The 15083-nt window shown below is 66.1% G+C and carries 17 protein-coding genes; 8 read left to right on the top strand and 9 right to left on the bottom strand.

Annotated features, from left to right (window positions below):
* Positions 1–169 precede the first annotated feature (169 nt).
* Positions 170–964: an RNase H family protein gene (locus E3T29_RS15000; RefSeq protein WP_134346381.1), complete on the top strand. Its 795-nt coding sequence runs from the start codon at positions 170–172 to the stop codon at positions 962–964.
* Positions 965–1036: 72 nt separating this feature from the next.
* Positions 1037–1423, top strand: coding sequence for a TraR/DksA C4-type zinc finger protein (locus E3T29_RS15005; protein WP_134346382.1), 387 nt, complete (start codon positions 1037–1039; stop codon positions 1421–1423).
* A 146-nt stretch (positions 1424–1569) separates the two neighbouring features.
* On the opposite strand, the gene E3T29_RS19735 is transcribed toward E3T29_RS15005, so the two are convergent.
* The 4 genes from E3T29_RS19735 to E3T29_RS15025 form a co-directional block, all read right to left on the bottom strand.
* Positions 1570–1713 (bottom strand): hypothetical protein, encoded by a 144-nt coding sequence (locus E3T29_RS19735; protein ID WP_166792427.1) that lies wholly within the window; start codon positions 1711–1713, stop codon positions 1570–1572.
* On the bottom strand, positions 1713–1910 hold the full coding sequence (locus E3T29_RS15015) for a hypothetical protein (protein ID WP_134346384.1): 198 nt from the start codon (positions 1908–1910) through the stop codon (positions 1713–1715). Before E3T29_RS15015 ends, E3T29_RS19735 begins: the two co-directional genes overlap by 1 nt.
* 224 nt (positions 1911–2134) lie before the next feature.
* Entirely contained in the window at positions 2135–3373 is a 1239-nt protein-coding gene (locus E3T29_RS15020) for an exonuclease domain-containing protein (protein ID WP_134346385.1), read from the bottom strand.
* A 103-nt stretch (positions 3374–3476) separates the two neighbouring features.
* The gene (locus E3T29_RS15025; protein ID WP_134346386.1) at positions 3477–4940 is read right to left on the bottom strand and encodes a sugar porter family MFS transporter; all 1464 of its coding nucleotides are present in this window, start codon (positions 4938–4940) and stop codon (positions 3477–3479) included.
* A gap of 245 nt (positions 4941–5185) precedes the next feature.
* Between E3T29_RS15025 and E3T29_RS15030 the strand changes: the two genes are divergently transcribed.
* The gene (locus E3T29_RS15030; protein ID WP_134346387.1) at positions 5186–6094 is read left to right on the top strand and encodes an oxygenase MpaB family protein; all 909 of its coding nucleotides are present in this window, start codon (positions 5186–5188) and stop codon (positions 6092–6094) included.
* 12 nt (positions 6095–6106) lie between these two features.
* Here the strand turns inward: E3T29_RS15030 and E3T29_RS15035 are convergent, their stop codons facing one another.
* Both E3T29_RS15035 and E3T29_RS15040 read right to left on the bottom strand, forming a co-directional pair.
* Positions 6107–7387 (bottom strand): M18 family aminopeptidase, encoded by a 1281-nt coding sequence (locus E3T29_RS15035; RefSeq protein ID WP_134346388.1) that lies wholly within the window; start codon positions 7385–7387, stop codon positions 6107–6109.
* Positions 7388–7436: 49 nt separating this feature from the next.
* A complete protein-coding gene (locus tag E3T29_RS15040; protein ID WP_134346389.1) occupies positions 7437–8183 on the bottom strand; it encodes a hypothetical protein in 747 nt (248 codons plus the stop codon).
* Between the two features lie 127 nt (positions 8184–8310).
* On the opposite strand from E3T29_RS15040, the gene E3T29_RS15045 reads away from it, so the two are divergent.
* From E3T29_RS15045 to E3T29_RS15065, 5 genes are all read left to right on the top strand, one after another.
* Entirely contained in the window at positions 8311–8811 is a 501-nt protein-coding gene (locus tag E3T29_RS15045) for a DUF2087 domain-containing protein (protein WP_134346390.1), read from the top strand.
* Entirely contained in the window at positions 8808–10955 is a 2148-nt protein-coding gene (locus E3T29_RS15050; protein ID WP_134346391.1) for a DEAD/DEAH box helicase, read from the top strand. Before E3T29_RS15045 ends, E3T29_RS15050 begins: the two co-directional genes overlap by 4 nt.
* A 179-nt stretch (positions 10956–11134) precedes the next feature.
* Positions 11135–11938 carry an amino acid ABC transporter substrate-binding protein gene (locus E3T29_RS15055; protein WP_134346392.1) on the top strand — a complete coding sequence of 268 codons (804 nt, stop codon included), beginning with the start codon at positions 11135–11137 and terminating at the stop codon, positions 11936–11938.
* 12 nt (positions 11939–11950) lie between these two features.
* The gene (locus E3T29_RS15060; RefSeq protein WP_134346393.1) at positions 11951–12619 is read left to right on the top strand and encodes an amino acid ABC transporter permease; all 669 of its coding nucleotides are present in this window, start codon (positions 11951–11953) and stop codon (positions 12617–12619) included.
* Positions 12606–13466, top strand: a complete 861-nt coding sequence (locus E3T29_RS15065; protein ID WP_134346394.1) for an amino acid ABC transporter ATP-binding protein — start codon at positions 12606–12608, stop codon at positions 13464–13466. The genes E3T29_RS15060 and E3T29_RS15065 overlap by 14 nt, the downstream gene beginning before the upstream one ends.
* Positions 13467–13501: 35 nt before the next feature.
* Here the strand turns inward: E3T29_RS15065 and E3T29_RS15070 are convergent, their stop codons facing one another.
* From E3T29_RS15070 to E3T29_RS15080, 3 genes are all read right to left on the bottom strand, one after another.
* Positions 13502–13798 carry a hypothetical protein gene (locus E3T29_RS15070; RefSeq protein WP_092111002.1) on the bottom strand — a complete coding sequence of 99 codons (297 nt, stop codon included), beginning with the start codon at positions 13796–13798 and terminating at the stop codon, positions 13502–13504.
* Positions 13795–14142 (bottom strand): hypothetical protein, encoded by a 348-nt coding sequence (locus E3T29_RS15075; protein ID WP_241987843.1) that lies wholly within the window; start codon positions 14140–14142, stop codon positions 13795–13797. Before E3T29_RS15075 ends, E3T29_RS15070 begins: the two co-directional genes overlap by 4 nt.
* Positions 14143–14511: 369 nt before the next feature.
* Positions 14512–15051: a hypothetical protein gene (locus E3T29_RS15080; RefSeq protein ID WP_134346395.1), complete on the bottom strand. Its 540-nt coding sequence runs from the start codon at positions 15049–15051 to the stop codon at positions 14512–14514.
* Between the last annotated feature and the right edge of the window lie 32 nt (positions 15052–15083).

The raw sequence follows: 15083 nt of genomic DNA on the forward strand, positions 1-15083 counted from the left end.
CGTTACCTTTCGATCACCAGATCATCACAGGCTGTTCGGTGGGATGTTGGGGCGCTGTTACATGACGGACACATTCCAGGCGTGGCCCGGTGATACGGGCAGCGGATGCCGGGCGTGGCAGAATTGGACGACCTGCGCCCTGCGTATCCGCTGTTTGAAAGGCCCGCACATGACGATCACCGCCGCCGCCGACGGTTCTGCCCTCGGAAACCCCGGACCGGCCGGTTGGGCCTGGTACGTCGACGACTCGTCGTGGGCGGCCGGCGGCTGGAAGCACGCCACCAACAACCAGGGCGAGCTGAAGGCCGTGCTCGAACTGTTTCGCGCGACAGCGCACATCGACGACGACCTGCTGGTGCTGTGCGACAGCCAGTACGTGATCAACTCGGTGACGAAGTGGATGAAGGGCTGGAAGGCCAAGGGCTGGCGCAAGGGCGACGGCAAACCGGTGATGAACCTCGACCTGCTGAAGGAGATCGACGAGGCCATCGCCGGCCGCCGGTACCGCTTCGAATGGGTCAAGGGGCATGTCGGGCATCCGCTCAACGAGGCTGCCGATGAGCGTGCGCGCGGCGCGGCCGAGGCGTTTCAACGCGGTCGGCCGGCACCGGCCGGGCCTGGTTTTGCCGGGGCTGCTGCGGTAGCCGAACCGGTGGTGGGGGCGCGAGCTGCGGCATCCGTCGGGCAGAGCGGCAGGGGCGCGCCGACCCTCACCTCGGGCCGGGTCACCGAGCGGGCCGCCGCTTACTCGCACGACGAGCTGTTCTCGTTCGACGACCTCGGGGATGACATCGGCGAGGACCACCGCGACTTCACCGACCCGCACGGCCCCGACGCGATGCGCAGCACCAGTGAGCTGCACCGGGTGACGCTCTCGCTCAGCGCCGAGGAACACCGGCGCCTGGTGCAGCGCGCTACGGCCCGCGGAGTGACGATCGAGGAGTACCTGCGTGGCCAGATCTGAGCTGTGCTTGCTCGCACCCGGCCGTTGACGGACCAGCCCACAGCGGCCAACCGGGCCGTGAGACCATGGAGCATGACCGTGTCACCCTTTGACCCCGCTCAACTACACGCGTTTGAGACCGCTCTCAGCGAACGCCGGCGTGAACTGAACCTAGAGTCCCAGCGCCTCGCAGACACCTTCGCCGGCGTGCAAAGCTCGCGCAGCGACGGCTCGGCCGACGGCACCCACGACGCTGAGGCGTCCTCGCTGCGCACCGAATGGTCACGCATGTCGCGGTTCCAGGGCGAAGCCGTCGAAGAACTCGCGGCGATCGATCGGGCCCTGCAGCGGATCGTCGACGGCAGCTACGGCCTGTGCGTGCGCGGCGGCGAACACATTCCGCACGGGCGGCTGGAGATTAAACCGGCCGCTGACCTCTGCATCATGTGCGCGGAGAAAGCCGCTCCGCGCCGCCGCTAGCCCGGCAATCCGTTGCTGGGACTGCTGCGCGATGACCGCCGGTCGGGTACGGCACTGACGGTGCTGGACAGGTGCCGCATCCGCTGGGGAGAGCTGGTGGCCGTCACCGGTTTGGCGCCGGGCGACCCTCTGACCAGTTCGACAGGTCATTGGTGCTGCTCGACCCTCGTCGGCGCTTCGGCCACAGCATCGGAGATTTTCTGGGTGCCGAAGTAGGCGGTCAGAATCAGGATCAGTGCTGTTCCGGAGAAGATTCCGTCGAGAATTCCGGCCGGAAGAAGAGAGATCATCAGCGCCATGGTGACGTCACCATCATGAGATAGAGGTTGTCCTGCAGGTACGGCACGATGAACGAGAAATGTTCCGAGATAGTGCCCTGCTCTACCCCGAGCAGGAGCAGGGGAATGACTCCGATGAAGACGCTGAATTCCATCAGTCCGCCCTGCACGATCAGCAGAATTGCGGCCGCCTTGTAGCTCTTCTTCATGTCAGTGCCCCCGGCAGCCAGTCTAGCGAGGGGTCGGCGCTAGTCCGTGTCGGGGTCTGCTCGTCGCGCTCGCCACGATCGGCCACCTCGACCTGGAGAACGTAGGTTTTGCGGTGGTCGCCTTTTTGGCCCTCGCCTGGGTCATAGCCCTCGCCGCCTGGCGGTTCGGCCACGTTGAAGAGAAATGGTCGGCCGGCGAGGGCTCACGCCACGAATGAACGCGGTCAGCGCACCCCGATGAGAGAGCGCAGGCCGAATTCGGAGACGATCGGAATGCCGTAGTCCCGAGCTTTGCCGGTCTTGCCGGTGAGTGACGCCGGGTCCGCGGCCACGAGCAGCCGGGTGCGCAGGGTGACCGCCGTACCCAGGGACAGGCCCCGTGCGACCAATTCCCGGCTCCAGTCGGAGCGGGCACGGGCCATGTCACCGGTCAGCACGACGATGTCGCCCTGCTCCAGCAGCACGGTGTCGATCGATGCGATCGGCAGCTGCACCACCGATGCGGGTGCCGCCAGTGCTGCGGCAACGGCCTCCGGAGCGACGTCGAGCATGCGTGCGACCGCGATCAGATCGGCGGAATCCGCGATGCTGAGAGCTCCGTTCGACCAGGCCACCCGCACGAGATCCTCGAAATAGCGACGGTGCAGCGCGGTGCACTCCGCGGCATTGATGCCACTGAATTCGGCCAGGACCCGAAGTTCATGTGTTTCCCGAGGCCCGAGAACCCGATCGAGCAGGCACAAATCGAGCAGGGCGAGGTAGTCGAGGTGTTCCTCAGGGCCGGTGTAGTCAGGGAGTTTCACGGCCGCGCGGGCCAGGAAGCTCGGTCTTGCCACCACGTCGTGCGGAGTTGACGGGTCGCGCTGCACCCACTCGGCGTCGGTACCCGCCGCAATTCTCGGCCAGGCAGAACGCTCGGCACGGTCAAGCGCGTCGATCCACGGTGCAGCTGTCGGCGAGCCGTGCACGTAGGCGGCCAGCAGGCTCGCGCACGCCACGGCCTGCACCAGAGCACCGGGGCCTGGTCCGATTTCGATGTCATAGGCGGCGCAGCAATCGACGAGGAGCCGACCGGCCCCGGGCAAATACGTGCGGGCCAACTGCATGGTGCAGACCGCCTCCAGTCCGCGCCCGGGGGCGTAGCCAATCAGCTCGAACTCGCGCATCAGAAATCCGGTGACGAAGTGGGCGTTGTGCGTCACCAATACCCGGCCGCGCAGCAGATCGACCAGGCGCGGTGCAATCTGCTCGAAGGTCGGCGCGCGAAGCAGTTCGGCCGTGCTGACGCCGTGGTTCGCCACGTCGCCGGCGTTGCTTTCGGGGTTGATCACCGTTTCCCAGCGCTCAGCAATGCGACCACCCTCGTCGAGGTGCACCACGGCGACCTCGACGACCCGATCCCGCTGATACGGGAACAGTCCGGTGGTTTTCAAACATATAACGGCGTATCCACGTTCGGGCATGGTCACACTCCACAATCTTGTGTTGTGAAGTTATCCGCAAACCCCGCTCGACGCGACAGCCCGTTCGGGGGCTTGAGGGTTTTACCGCGCACTGCTTTAATTCCTAGTTGGTCGCAGTAGTCTTCCTGGCCGAGTTTTTCGGCGGCAACAGGGTGTCGGCTTCCTCGAGTGACATTCCGTTGGTTTCGGGCACTTTGCGCAACACGAACCAGAACGAGAGCCCGGCGAACAGAGCGTAGAGCCCGTAGGTGATCGGCAGGGACACATCCGCCATCGGGGGGAAGCTGACCGTGATGAGAAAATTCGCGATCCACTGGGCGGCCGCGGCCAACCCGAGGGCCTTGGCGCGAATGGAGTTGGGGAACATTTCACCGAGGAGCACCCACACCACCGGTCCCCAGGACGCTCCGAACGAGATCACGAATAGGTTCGCGGCAACCAGCGCGATCGGGGCCCAGGCCCCGGGCAGGCTGAGTTCACCGTCGACAGTGACCGACTGGCTGAACGCGACCGCCATTGTGGCGAGCGACACCGTCATACCGATGGACCCGGCCAGCAGAATTGGTCGCCGTCCGATCCTGTCGACCAGGGCGATCGCGACCAGGGTGACCAGGATGTTGGTCACACTGGTGATCACCGAGATGGTAAGTGAGTTCGATTCCGCGAAACCGACCGCCGACCACAGGGTGGTCGAGTAGTAGAAGATCACGTTGATGCCGACGAACTGCTGGAACACCGAGAGGATGATGCCGACCCAGACAATCGGCTTGAGACCGAACGCTCTGCCGCGCAGCGAACCGGACTTGTGCGAGCGGGCATCGACCTCGATCGAGCGGCGCATGTCGCGAATCTCCCGGTCCACGTCACCGCTCGGCCAGAGCCGGGTGAAGACGGCGCGGGCATCCGTTTCTTTGTCTTTCAGAATGAGAAAACGTGGAGATTCCGGCAGGATGAACGCGATACCGCCGTAGACGATGGCGGGTACGGCACCGGCCAGGAACATCCAGCGCCAGGCTTCGAGGCCGAACCAGAACTCGCTGCCTGCGCCGCCCGCGCTCTCGGCGAACACGGCGTCGGAGAGCAGGGCCGTGAAGATTCCGAGGGTGATCGCGAGCTGCTGCAACGAGCCGAGCCGGCCGCGCATCTGTCGGGGTGAAATTTCGGCGATGTAGGCCGGTGCGACAACGGATGCGAGACCGATACCGAGTCCGCCGACCACCCGCCAGACGATCAGGTCGACGACGCCGAACGCGAAGCCGGAGCCGATCGAGCTGATCAGGAACACGACGCCGCCGAGCACCATCATGGGGATGCGTCCGTAGCGGTCGGCGAAGCGCCCACCGAAGAATGCTCCGGCCGCGGCGCCGAGCAACGCGCACGCTACCGCGAAACCTGTCAAAGTGGCGTTCAGCCCGAATTCCTGCTGCACCGCATTGACCGCGCCGTTGATGACCGAAGAATCGAACCCGAACAGAAACCCGCCGAGGGCACCGGCGACGGCCAGCGCGATGACTTTTCTGTTGGTACTGGGTGCTGCCAGATCAGTTGCCTTCACGGACGCGGTCATCGTGTTGTGTATCCCTTGTTCACCTGACTAGCCTACTTCGGGTGTCAGCGGATGTCGTGCCGGGCAGGCAATGAGCGGGTGCGCACCAGCCCGAACCGGCTCCACCGCCGTAATGACGGGATTCGAACTGGTCTCGCTCGGGTTTTCCACGAACATGTTCCATGTTGCGAAGAACTTCGAAACTCACCGCTTGTGCCGCCGTCGTTCGCGGCGGGCGTCCAGCGAGGCGGGGCTATCATCCGAGAATGGGCAGATTCACGGACAGCTGGCGCTCGCACCTCCTGGTGACGCTCTCGGGGAACAGCGAAGGTCGGCCGAAATGGGTCGGCCAGATCGCCACCGGCGACGATGCCGGCTACTTCGGCCCTGGCAGTGCCGCTTGGGCCGTTCACGGGGGCATGGCGACCATGGTCGCCGGCATTCGCGCGCTGCTCATGCAGACCCTGCACCCGGGCGCTATGGCCGGCGTGCACGACTGGTCCCGGTATCACGAAGACCCTCTCGGCCGTCTCTCCGGCACCATTCAGTGGCTCATCACGGTGACTTTCGCCGATACCGTCGTCGCCCAGCGGGAATCCGGTCGGGTCGCCCATTTTCACGACCGGGTGAGCGGCACCTACCTCGACGCCCGTGGCGAGGAACGCCCCTATGCCGCGGGTGATCCCGAGCTGTTGTCGTGGGTGCACGTCGTCTTCACTGACGCTTTTCTGCAATCCCATCTGCTCTGGGGCGACGCGATTCCGGGCGGCGCCGACCGCTACGTCAACGAATGGGCCACGGCCGGCGAACTCATCGGAGTGCAGAATGCACCGCATTCGGCCGACGAACTCGCCGCCCAGCTCGAGGGATTTCGCAGCGCCGGCACCCTGAAAAGTGACGCGCGCGTCGCGGAAGCCGTGCGGTTCATCCGCTACCCGCCGCTCAGCCGCGGCATGCTGCCGTTCTACCGCATCATGTTCGCCGGCGCCGTGGCGTCGATCCCGCGCGAGTATCGCGACATGCTGGGCCTCAAGCGGTCTCGTCTGCCTGTTGTTTTAGGTACCCGGCTCGTTCTCGGGGTGGTGGGCACCCTGCTCGGTCCCTCTTCAACCTCAGAGGATGCCGCCCGCGCGCGGCTCGAGCGCATCAATGGTGCCGACGAGCTGACCGCGTGAGCCGGCGGCCCGCTACACCTCGGGTGCGAAGAAGGCCGCCGTTGCCGCGGCGAGCGCCTGCGGATCGTTGACGTGGCACAGCTCCCGGGCCGAGTGCATCGACAAGAGCGGCACGCCAACGTCGACCACACGGATACCCAGCCGGGTGGCGGTCAGCGGTCCGATCGTTGAGCCGCAGGGAACCGTGTTGTTGGAGACGAATTCCTGGTAGTCGACGCCCGCCTGGGCGCAGGTGCGGGCCCAGAGGGCGGCGCCGTGGGCATCCGTTGCGTAGCGCTGGTTGGCATTGATCTTCAGCAGCGGGCCGCCGCCGAGAATGGGCTGGTTGGCCGGATCGTGGCGCTCGGGATAGTTCGGGTGCACGGCGTGTCCGGCGTCGGCCGACAGGCACCACGATTGGGCGTAGGCCTGCAGGCGATCAGAGTCGGTAGCGCCGAGGCCGTGGCCGATGCGGGTGAGAATGTCGTCCAGCAGCGGTCCGCTCGCTCCGGAACGCGACTGCGAACCGAGTTCCTCGTGGTCGAATGCGGCGAGCACGCTGATCGAGCCGCCCGATTTCTGGTGGCTGGTCGCGATGAGGGCGTGCAGGCCGGCGTAGACCGAGGAAAGGTTGTCGAGGCGTCCGGCGGCGAACAGCTCGTTACCCAGCCCGAAGGTTGCGGGCGGCTGGGTGTCGTTGCTGAGGATGTCGTAACCGGCAACATCCGCTGCCTTGAGCCCAGCCAGACCGGCCAGGTGGGCGAGCAGGTCAGCCTCGGATGCCTCGCCGACACCGAAGACGGGCGTGAGGTGACGTTGCCGATCGAGAGTGAGGCCGTTGTTGACCTCGCGGTCGAGGTGCACAGCGAGCTGCGGGATGCGCAGGAACGGCCCGGTACGCACGAGGTGCTCGGTGCCATCCTGCGTGACCAGCCGGCCGGCTAATTCGAGCTCACGGTCGAGCCAGGAGTTCTGCAGCGGCCCGCCGTAAACCTCGACGCCGGCCTGCAGCCAGCCGTGCGAGCCGATCGTGGGCTTCGGCTTGAGTTTGAAACTCGGGGAGTCGGTGTGGGCGCCGAGAATGCGAAACGGCGTCGTGGGCCCGGCATCGGCCGGCTGCGACCAGGCAATCACGGCGCCGTCGCGCACGACGTAGCAGTCGGTGGCGGCATCGGTCCACGCCTCCGACTCGCTCAGCCGGGTGAAACCGGCCGCATCGAGCCGCCGGGCGACTTCAGCGGCGGCGTGATATGACGACGGTGACGCTTGCAGAAAAACGGAGAAATCAGCGATGTAGTCCGGTGTGGCATCCATTCATCCATCCAACCACCCGCGCAGACAAACGGATGCCGCGGCCGGCTACCTACTCGGCGGGCGCGTCATCCGGTGCGTCGGCCTGCAATGCAGCGCGCGCGAAGGCCGCGCCACCGACCGTGACGGTGCCGCGGTCGCCGTGCCAGGCCTCGGTCTGCTCGAACGCGCCGAGCCGGTCGAGCAGGCGCCATTTGGTGTCGACGAGGTGCCAGACCGATTCCGTCGTCGGTTCCTGGCCATCGGACTGGACCCAGCCCAGCGATCCGAGCGCGCGAGACAGGGTCGTGAGGTAGTCCTCGCGGCGAGCCAGCCCGCGGGTCGCGACGAAGAGCAGCAGCAGGCGGGTGGCGTCAGCGACGGCGGGCGTGCGGCTGGAGTGAATGGTGCGGGCGAGATGCCACCAGAGTTGTCGGGGAGAGCCGGACAGGGCGGCGCCCTTTTTGGTGAGCACCAGCATTCCCTTGCTGACCCGCAGCAGTCCGACGTCGCGCAGGTGCCCGCGCAGCTCCTGCAGCGGTCGCAGGTGCACCTCGCGGTTGACGCTGATCGGCCAGCCCCAGTCGAGCTCGACGGAGGCTTCAACGACGACCGCGGGCGGCAGGTGCCCGGCTTTGGTCAAGCGGATGCCGTCGGCCCCGACCCGGGTCAGAATCCACTGCGCCGGGGCCACCATGCGCGCCATGGCCCGCTCCTGCAACAGCACCGCATCTTTCACGCGGGCCTGCCCGATGAGTCGTCGGAAACCGACGACGGCCTGTTCCGGCAGTCGCGTTTCGATCTCCTGAATCACGTTCACCCACCGAGCCTACTGAGCGATCCCGCCGGAACGCGACGGATGCCCCGCGACACGCGCCAGTGACCAGCGAGAGCAGTGAGAATCTGAGGAGGTTGCAGAGGATTGCCGCTGGCAACACACTGGAGCCATGGCTAATGAATGGCGCCGCGTCGTCGCAGCTCTCGCCCATCCGGATCGCAGAGCCGTGTGGGCAGAAGCGGTGCTCCGCGGGTCAGGCGCTCTGACCGAGCCCAGAACGGTGAAAGCCGCCGCCGCGCTGCGGGACGCGGGATTACTCGATGATGACGGCGATGCTGTCACCGCGGTGTTCGGTGAGCTGCTCGCGAGCGAACCCGAGGTGCGACGCGAGGGTGTCGAACGGTTCATTCAGCATGGGCGAATCGAGCGGTACCCGGCGAAGCAGCCTGATCGTGACGAACTACTGGGATGGGTCGCCGCTGCGCTGCCACCAGAGCGAATGTCGGAACGCGAGTTGGGCATCCGTCTCGCGTTGGTCGTGGACGACGTCGTCACCCTGCGCCGGTATCTCGTCGACGCGGGGCTGGTCTCTCGCACGCCGGATGGTGCGGTCTACCAGGTCGTGCAGCGCCCCGCAGCGTCGGCGGCATCTGGCACCCTTGAAGGATGACCGACACCCGCGCATCCGCTCTGGCTATTCTGCGTACGCTCGTGGGGCGAGACGACGCCTCCTGGCACGACGGACAGTACGAGGCCATCGAAACCCTGGTAGACCACCGCCGCCGCGCCCTCGTGGTGCAGCGCACCGGGTGGGGAAAATCGGCCGTGTATTTTGTGGCCACGCTGCTGCTTCGACGCCAGGGCGCCGGCCCGACCATTCTGGTCTCTCCGCTCCTGGCGCTGATGCGCGACCAGGTGGCCGCTGCGGCCCGGGCCGGGGTGCGTGCGGTGTCGATCAACTCGTCGAACGCGCACGAGTGGAGCGATGTGCTGCGCCAGCTCGACGCCGATGAGGTCGACGTGTTGCTGGTGTCGCCGGAACGACTGAACAATCCGTCCTTTCGGGATGAGCAGCTGCCCGCCCTGATCGCCCGTGTGGGCCTGCTCGTGGTCGACGAAGCACACTGCATCTCGGACTGGGGCCACGACTTTCGCCCGGACTATCGCCGCCTGCGCGAGCTGATCGCGCAGATGCCGACGGGCGTCCCGGTGCTCGCCACCACGGCCACCGCCAACAGCAGGGTCGTGCAGGATGTCGCGGAGCAGGTGGGTATGGTCGCCACCGGCTTCAACGGTGCCGGCACCACGGCGGGCACGGCCGAGGTCGTCACCATTCGCGGCCCGCTCGCCCGGTCGTCGCTGCGACTCGGGGTGCTGAGCCTGCCCGATTCGCGGGCCCGGCTGGCCTGGCTGCTCAGCCACCTCGGTGACTTGCCGGGCAGCGGCATCATTTATACCCTCACGGTCGCGGCCGCCGAGGACACCGCGCGGCTGCTCCGCGAAGCCGGTCACGCCGTGCGTGCGTACACCGGCCAGACCGACACGGCCGAACGCGAGGAATCCGAGGGGCTGCTCAAGACCAACCAGGTCAAGGCGCTCATCGCCACGAGCGCCCTCGGGATGGGCTTCGACAAACCCGACCTCGGCTTCGTGCTGCACCTCGGCGCGCCGTCCTCCCCCGTGGCGTATTACCAGCAGGTCGGCCGTGCCGGCCGGGCCACGGCGTCGGCCGATGTGTTGCTGCTGCCCGGAGCCGAAGACGAGGCCATCTGGCACTATTTCGCCACCGCCTCGATGCCCAACCAGGCCAAGGCCCTCGCCGTGATCGGCGCACTCGAAGCCGCCGGAGCTCCCCTGTCGACGCCGGCGCTCGAAGCTCGGGTCGACCTTCGACGTACGCCGCTCGAGCTGCTGCTCAAGGTGCTCGACGTAGACGGCGCCGTGCACCGGGTCAAGGGTGGCTGGCAGTCCACCGGGCAGCCCTGGGTCTACGACCAGGAGCGCTACGAGCGCATCGCGGCCGCCAGGCTCGGCGAGCAGCGGGCGATGCTCGAATTTGAGAGCACCACGAGATGCCGGATGGAATTTCTGCAGCGTGCCCTCGACGACGACAGCGCAGTGGCCTGTGGTCGCTGCGACAACTGCCAGGGCGTGTGGTATCCAAGCGATGTGGCTGACGACGCCGCTGCGACGGCCGCGAAGTCGCTCGACCGGGTCGGCGTCGCCATCGACGTGCGCGCCCAGTGGCCCACCGGCATGAGCAGCCTCGGCGTCGCGGCGACCGGAAAGATTGCGCTCGGCGATCGCGCCGAGCCCGGCCGCGCGCTGGCCCGACTGACCGACCTGGGCTGGGGTGGTCCCCTGCGCGACCTGTTCGAGACGCAGGGCACGGATGCCGCCGCCCCGCCGGCCATGCTGGCCGCCTGTGTGCGCGTGCTCGCCGAGTGGGAGTGGGCCGAGCGGCCGGTGGCCATCGTCGGGGTGCCGTCGCGGCGGCATCCGTTGTTGATCGATTCGGTGGCAGCGTCACTCGCTAGTATCGGTCGGCTGCCCTGGCTCGGCGCCCTGAGTTGGGCGAACGGCGGCCCCACCGGCGAGCCGGGCGGCAGCAGTGCCTACCGGCTGTCGAGCGTGTGGGATCGCTTCGCTGTGGGCCCCGAGCTGGCCGAGGCCCTTGCCCCGTTCGCCGGCCGCCCCATTCTGCTCATCGACGACCTGGCCGACAGCCGCTGGACCCTGACCGTGGCGAGCCGCGTACTGCGCCAGCACGGGGCTTCGGCGGTGCTGCCCTTCGCTCTGGCCCTGCGCTCCTAGCCTGCGGTCTGAGCGGCCGGCTGATCGGCCGGGTGCGCCGCGCCATGGAACGTAACAGGAATATTCAGGGCCGCCAGCGCCTTGTTACGCTTGGGACGCCGCTACCCGCGGCCTCCGCACATTCTGGGGCAGCGCGGCACAACCCGCCCGCCCCAACGAGTTCGTTAGGCATTCCTGTCATGAAGCTCAGATTCATTCCCGTCGCCGTGCTGTCGATCGCTGCCCTCGCCCTTACGGGCTGCTCCGCCCCCGCGGCGGAGAGCGCAACTGGCACCGATGACTCGCTCAGCAGCGTGCTCGACTCCGGCACCCTCACAATCGGCACCGAGGGAACATACCGCCCCTTCTCGTTCCACGAAGACGGTTCGGGCGAGCTCACCGGTTACGACGTCGAGGTGGCCCGCGCCGTTGCCGACGAGCTCGGCGTCGAAGCGAAATTCGAAGAGACCCAGTGGGACGCCATCTTCGCCGGCCTCACCGCCGGCCGCTGGGACACCATTGCCAACCAGGTGTCGATAACCCCGGAACGCCTTGAATCGTACAAGTTCTCCACGCCGTACACCTACTCCACCGGGGTCATCGTCGTTCCCGCCGACAACACGTCAATCACGTCGTTCGCGAGCCTCAAGGGCTTGACCACGGCGCAGTCCCTCACCAGCAACTGGAACGCCCTGGCCACCGAGAGCGGCGCGACCGTCGAAGGAGTCGAGGGCTGGGCCCAGTCGGTCGCCCTGGTCGAACAGGGTCGAGTCGATGCCACGGTCAACGACAAACTGACCTTTCTCGACTACCAGAAGTCCACCGGCGCCGACAACCTGAAGATCGCTGCGGAGACCGAAGACCGTTCGGAAAGCGCCTTCGCCTTCGCGAAGGACGGCACCGCGCTGGCCGACGCCGTGAGCGCAGCCCTCGCGACCCTCACCGCAGACGGAACGCTCGCCGAGCTCTCCGACAAGTACTTCGGCGCCGACGTCAGCCAGTAGCCCCCAGATTCGATGATCCAACCTGACTGGGAGTTGTTCGTCAGCTCGTTCTGGCCGATGCTGGACGGCGCGATTCGAGGCACGATTCCGCTCGCCCTGATGTCGTTCGCGATCGGGCTCGTGCTCGCGATTGCGCTGGCCCTGATGAGGTTGTCGACCCGCAGCTGGCTATCGGGCATCGCCCGCGGCTACATCTCGATCGTGCGCGGCACTCCGCTCCTGGTGCAACTGTTCGTGATCTTCTATGGGCTGCCGTCGATCGGCGTGACCATCGACCCGTGGCCGAGCGCCGTGGTGGCCTTTTCGATCAACGTCGGCGGCTATGCGGCCGAGGTCATTCGCGCCGCAATTCTCTCAGTACCCAAGGGCCAGTGGGAAGCCGCCTACATGATCGGCATGTCGCACCGGCGTGCCCTCACCCGCATCATCCTGCCGCAGGCGGCCCGGGTGTCGGTGCCGCCGCTGTCGAACACGTTCATCAGCCTGGTCAAGGACACCTCGCTGGCCTCGCTGATCCTGGTCACCGAATTGTTCCGCGAGGCGCAGCAAGTGGCTGCGTTCAGCAATAAGTTCATGCTGCTCTATCTCGAAGCAGCCCTCATCTACTGGGTCATCTGCTTGGTGCTCTCCACCGGCCAGGGTTTTCTCGAGAGACGATTGGACCGCTATGTCGCCCGCTGATCTTCCGGCCGCAGATCGTGCGGCCGAGCCCGTTGTTCCACTACTCCGCGTGCGCGGCCTGCAGAAAAGTTTCGGCACCAACTGCGTGCTGGAATCGGTGGACCTCACGGTGGGCCGCGGCCGGGTGCTCGCCCTGATCGGTCCGTCCGGCTCGGGAAAAACCACCATTCTGCGCTGCCTGAACGGGCTCGAACTGCCCGATGGCGGCACGATCGAGGTCGCGGCAGCCTCCCCTGTTGACCGACCCGGTGCCGGCCGGACGCCCGGACGCGGAGCCACCTCCGTGCCCGTGACCCTTGATTTCGCCGCGAAGACCACGCCGAAACAGCTGGCCGGCCTTCGCGACCGCTCGGCCATGGTCTTTCAGCACTACAACCTGTTTCCGCACAAGACCGTTCTGCAGAACGTGATCGAGGGACCGGTCGTGGTGCAGCGCCGCCCGGTTGCCGAGGCAACTGCCGAGGCGTTCGCTTTACTCGAGCGTGTCGGACTGACCGACAAGCGGGACAGCTATCCGTTCGAACTCTCCGGCGGCCAGCAGCAGCGCGTCGGCATCGTGCGGGCACTCGCTCTGCAGCCCCAGCTGCTGCTCTTTGATGAGCCGACATCCGCCCTCGACCCGGAGCTGGTCGGCGATGTGCTGCGCCTGATCAAAGATCTGGCCGCGGAGGGCTGGAGCATGGTGATCGTCACCCACGAGCTTGAATTCGCCCGCGAGGTCGCGCACGAGATCGCTTTCGTCGACGGCGGCACCATCGTCGAGCACGGCGACCCGAAGCAGCTGCTGCGGAACCCCCAGCAGGAACGCACCCGCCAGTTCCTGCACCGGCTGCTCCACCCGTTCTAGAGCGGAGCAGCCGGTGCAGGCAGGCGCGGCACCCGCTACGGGTGCGGCGTGATTATCACAACGGTGATGCGATCGAGGCCGGGACCGTAGTGCCAGTAGATGCGCCCGGCCGTCGGCGTGCGGTGCTCTATATAGGAGTCCCAGACGGCCTCACCCTTCTTACCGGCGAGCGACACATACTTGTGTGAGCGCAATGCCGGGTCGTCAGGGTTCAGCTGCAGCCGACCGAGGGCCGTACGCACCCGCTTCAGACGGCCGACCAATTGTGGTTTCGTTTCGAGGATGGATAATCCCGAGGCCGCTTCCCTCGTGAGAAGAAGCGTAAAACTCATGACTGAGGCTCGGCGGGCGCGGCCGACTCGTCGACAGCGTGCTCCTCATCGGCGTACCGGGTGAAGTCGCCACCCTCGTTGGTCTCGTCCTTGCTGCTGTGCTCGAGGCCGCGCACCAGAGCGGCGCGAATGCCCTCGTCGTCCCAGACCAGAAGTTCCCGGCGAGGAATGGACACGAGCGGGGTGAGCAGAATCTCGCCCTCAGCGTTCACTGCGACGGCGTAACGATCGTCGCGGTGCACACCAGCCTTACCGAACGCCATTCGGGAGCGTTCATCGGCACTGACTTCACCCATCGGAACGAAATCCGACTTGAGTTCCGTCATCTTCTTCAGTTCCACCATCGTCTTCACCCAATCATCTGGTGGCCCAAATCTGTCCGGGTAAGCCACCGGGACCGATCCGTGCCTGTCTGAAAGTGAGATTACCCCAGATTTACATGTGGGTAAACCCCTAGTCAAGAGATCAAGACCATGTATTATGCGCCGCGCGTCGTCGGTAGGGGCGTCCCAGGGTTGTCAGCGACGTCGCCGGCAGGAAGGGCAGACAAGGAAAGACCAGTCCGGTCGGCAGGGCAATCGGACTGGTCTAAGCAGGATCAATATACAACGGCGAGCACCCCTGCTCAAGTGCCAAATTCACCTGTTTTCTTGCGCGATGAGCGAAATCGGGTTACAGCATTTGGACCAGTACGAAGCCCGTGGAATACGCGGTCAGCGGTGCAGCGCTGCCCCGCGCTGCAGCGCCGGGCGGTGCCGAGAATAGGGCTCGCTCGTCGGGGGTGAATCGTTGTCGGCACGCTCGAGCAGGTAGCGGGTCACCGTGTTCCAGTCGGGGAACAGCGGGGTCAGAAATTTGATCAGCTCGCCCTCGAACCGGTCAGCGCCAACGGCCAATCCGTCGTCGACCAGAAAGTCGCCGCGGTTCAGGTGCTTGTGGTGGGAAAGAATGAGCCGCTTATAGGCCGGTCCGCCGGCATCCACTCCGAGATGTTCCTGCACCCACTCCAGTTTGTGCTGCCAGGCACTCGCATTTCCCCACGGTGCCATCGACAGAATGTAGGTGTCGAACGATTGGGCGAGGGTGTGAAACGCGTCAATGGCACCGCTGATCGGCTCCATGCGGGCGAAAATACCCGGCACCTCGTCGAGCCGCTTCTCATAGCGGATGTACTCGGCGTTGGTGAGTCGGTCGATCCCCGATTGCACGTTGACGAGGGTGTTGTCGAGGTCGATATAGAGGATCTTCTTCATTCGGGCTCCCTGGCGCAGCTCGCTTCGTTGCG

This window comes from Cryobacterium sp. TMT1-66-1 (genome assembly GCF_004403435.1).
Taxonomy (GTDB): Bacteria; Actinomycetota; Actinomycetes; order Actinomycetales; family Microbacteriaceae; genus Cryobacterium; species Cryobacterium flavum.

Excerpts from the sequence above, each read along its gene's own strand:
- E3T29_RS15000 (WP_134346381.1), top strand. The coding sequence starts at position 170 with ATGACGATCACCGCCGCCGCCGACGGTTCTGCCCTCGGAAACCCCGGA.
- E3T29_RS15005 (WP_134346382.1), top strand. The coding sequence starts at position 1,037 with ATGACCGTGTCACCCTTTGACCCCGCTCAACTACACGCGTTTGAGACC.
- E3T29_RS19735 (WP_166792427.1), bottom strand. The coding sequence starts at position 1,713 with ATGATCTCTCTTCTTCCGGCCGGAATTCTCGACGGAATCTTCTCCGGA.
- E3T29_RS15015 (WP_134346384.1), bottom strand. The coding sequence starts at position 1,910 with ATGAAGAAGAGCTACAAGGCGGCCGCAATTCTGCTGATCGTGCAGGGC.
- E3T29_RS15020 (WP_134346385.1), bottom strand. The coding sequence starts at position 3,373 with ATGCCCGAACGTGGATACGCCGTTATATGTTTGAAAACCACCGGACTG.
- E3T29_RS15025 (WP_134346386.1), bottom strand. The coding sequence starts at position 4,940 with ATGACCGCGTCCGTGAAGGCAACTGATCTGGCAGCACCCAGTACCAAC.
- E3T29_RS15030 (WP_134346387.1), top strand. The coding sequence starts at position 5,186 with ATGGGCAGATTCACGGACAGCTGGCGCTCGCACCTCCTGGTGACGCTC.
- E3T29_RS15035 (WP_134346388.1), bottom strand. The coding sequence starts at position 7,387 with ATGGATGCCACACCGGACTACATCGCTGATTTCTCCGTTTTTCTGCAA.
- E3T29_RS15045 (WP_134346390.1), top strand. The coding sequence starts at position 8,311 with ATGGCTAATGAATGGCGCCGCGTCGTCGCAGCTCTCGCCCATCCGGAT.
- E3T29_RS15050 (WP_134346391.1), top strand. The coding sequence starts at position 8,808 with ATGACCGACACCCGCGCATCCGCTCTGGCTATTCTGCGTACGCTCGTG.
- E3T29_RS15055 (WP_134346392.1), top strand. The coding sequence starts at position 11,135 with ATGAAGCTCAGATTCATTCCCGTCGCCGTGCTGTCGATCGCTGCCCTC.
- E3T29_RS15060 (WP_134346393.1), top strand. The coding sequence starts at position 11,951 with ATGATCCAACCTGACTGGGAGTTGTTCGTCAGCTCGTTCTGGCCGATG.
- E3T29_RS15065 (WP_134346394.1), top strand. The coding sequence starts at position 12,606 with ATGTCGCCCGCTGATCTTCCGGCCGCAGATCGTGCGGCCGAGCCCGTT.
- E3T29_RS15070 (WP_092111002.1), bottom strand. The coding sequence starts at position 13,798 with ATGAGTTTTACGCTTCTTCTCACGAGGGAAGCGGCCTCGGGATTATCC.
- E3T29_RS15075 (WP_241987843.1), bottom strand. The coding sequence starts at position 14,142 with ATGGTGGAACTGAAGAAGATGACGGAACTCAAGTCGGATTTCGTTCCG.
- E3T29_RS15080 (WP_134346395.1), bottom strand. The coding sequence starts at position 15,051 with ATGAAGAAGATCCTCTATATCGACCTCGACAACACCCTCGTCAACGTG.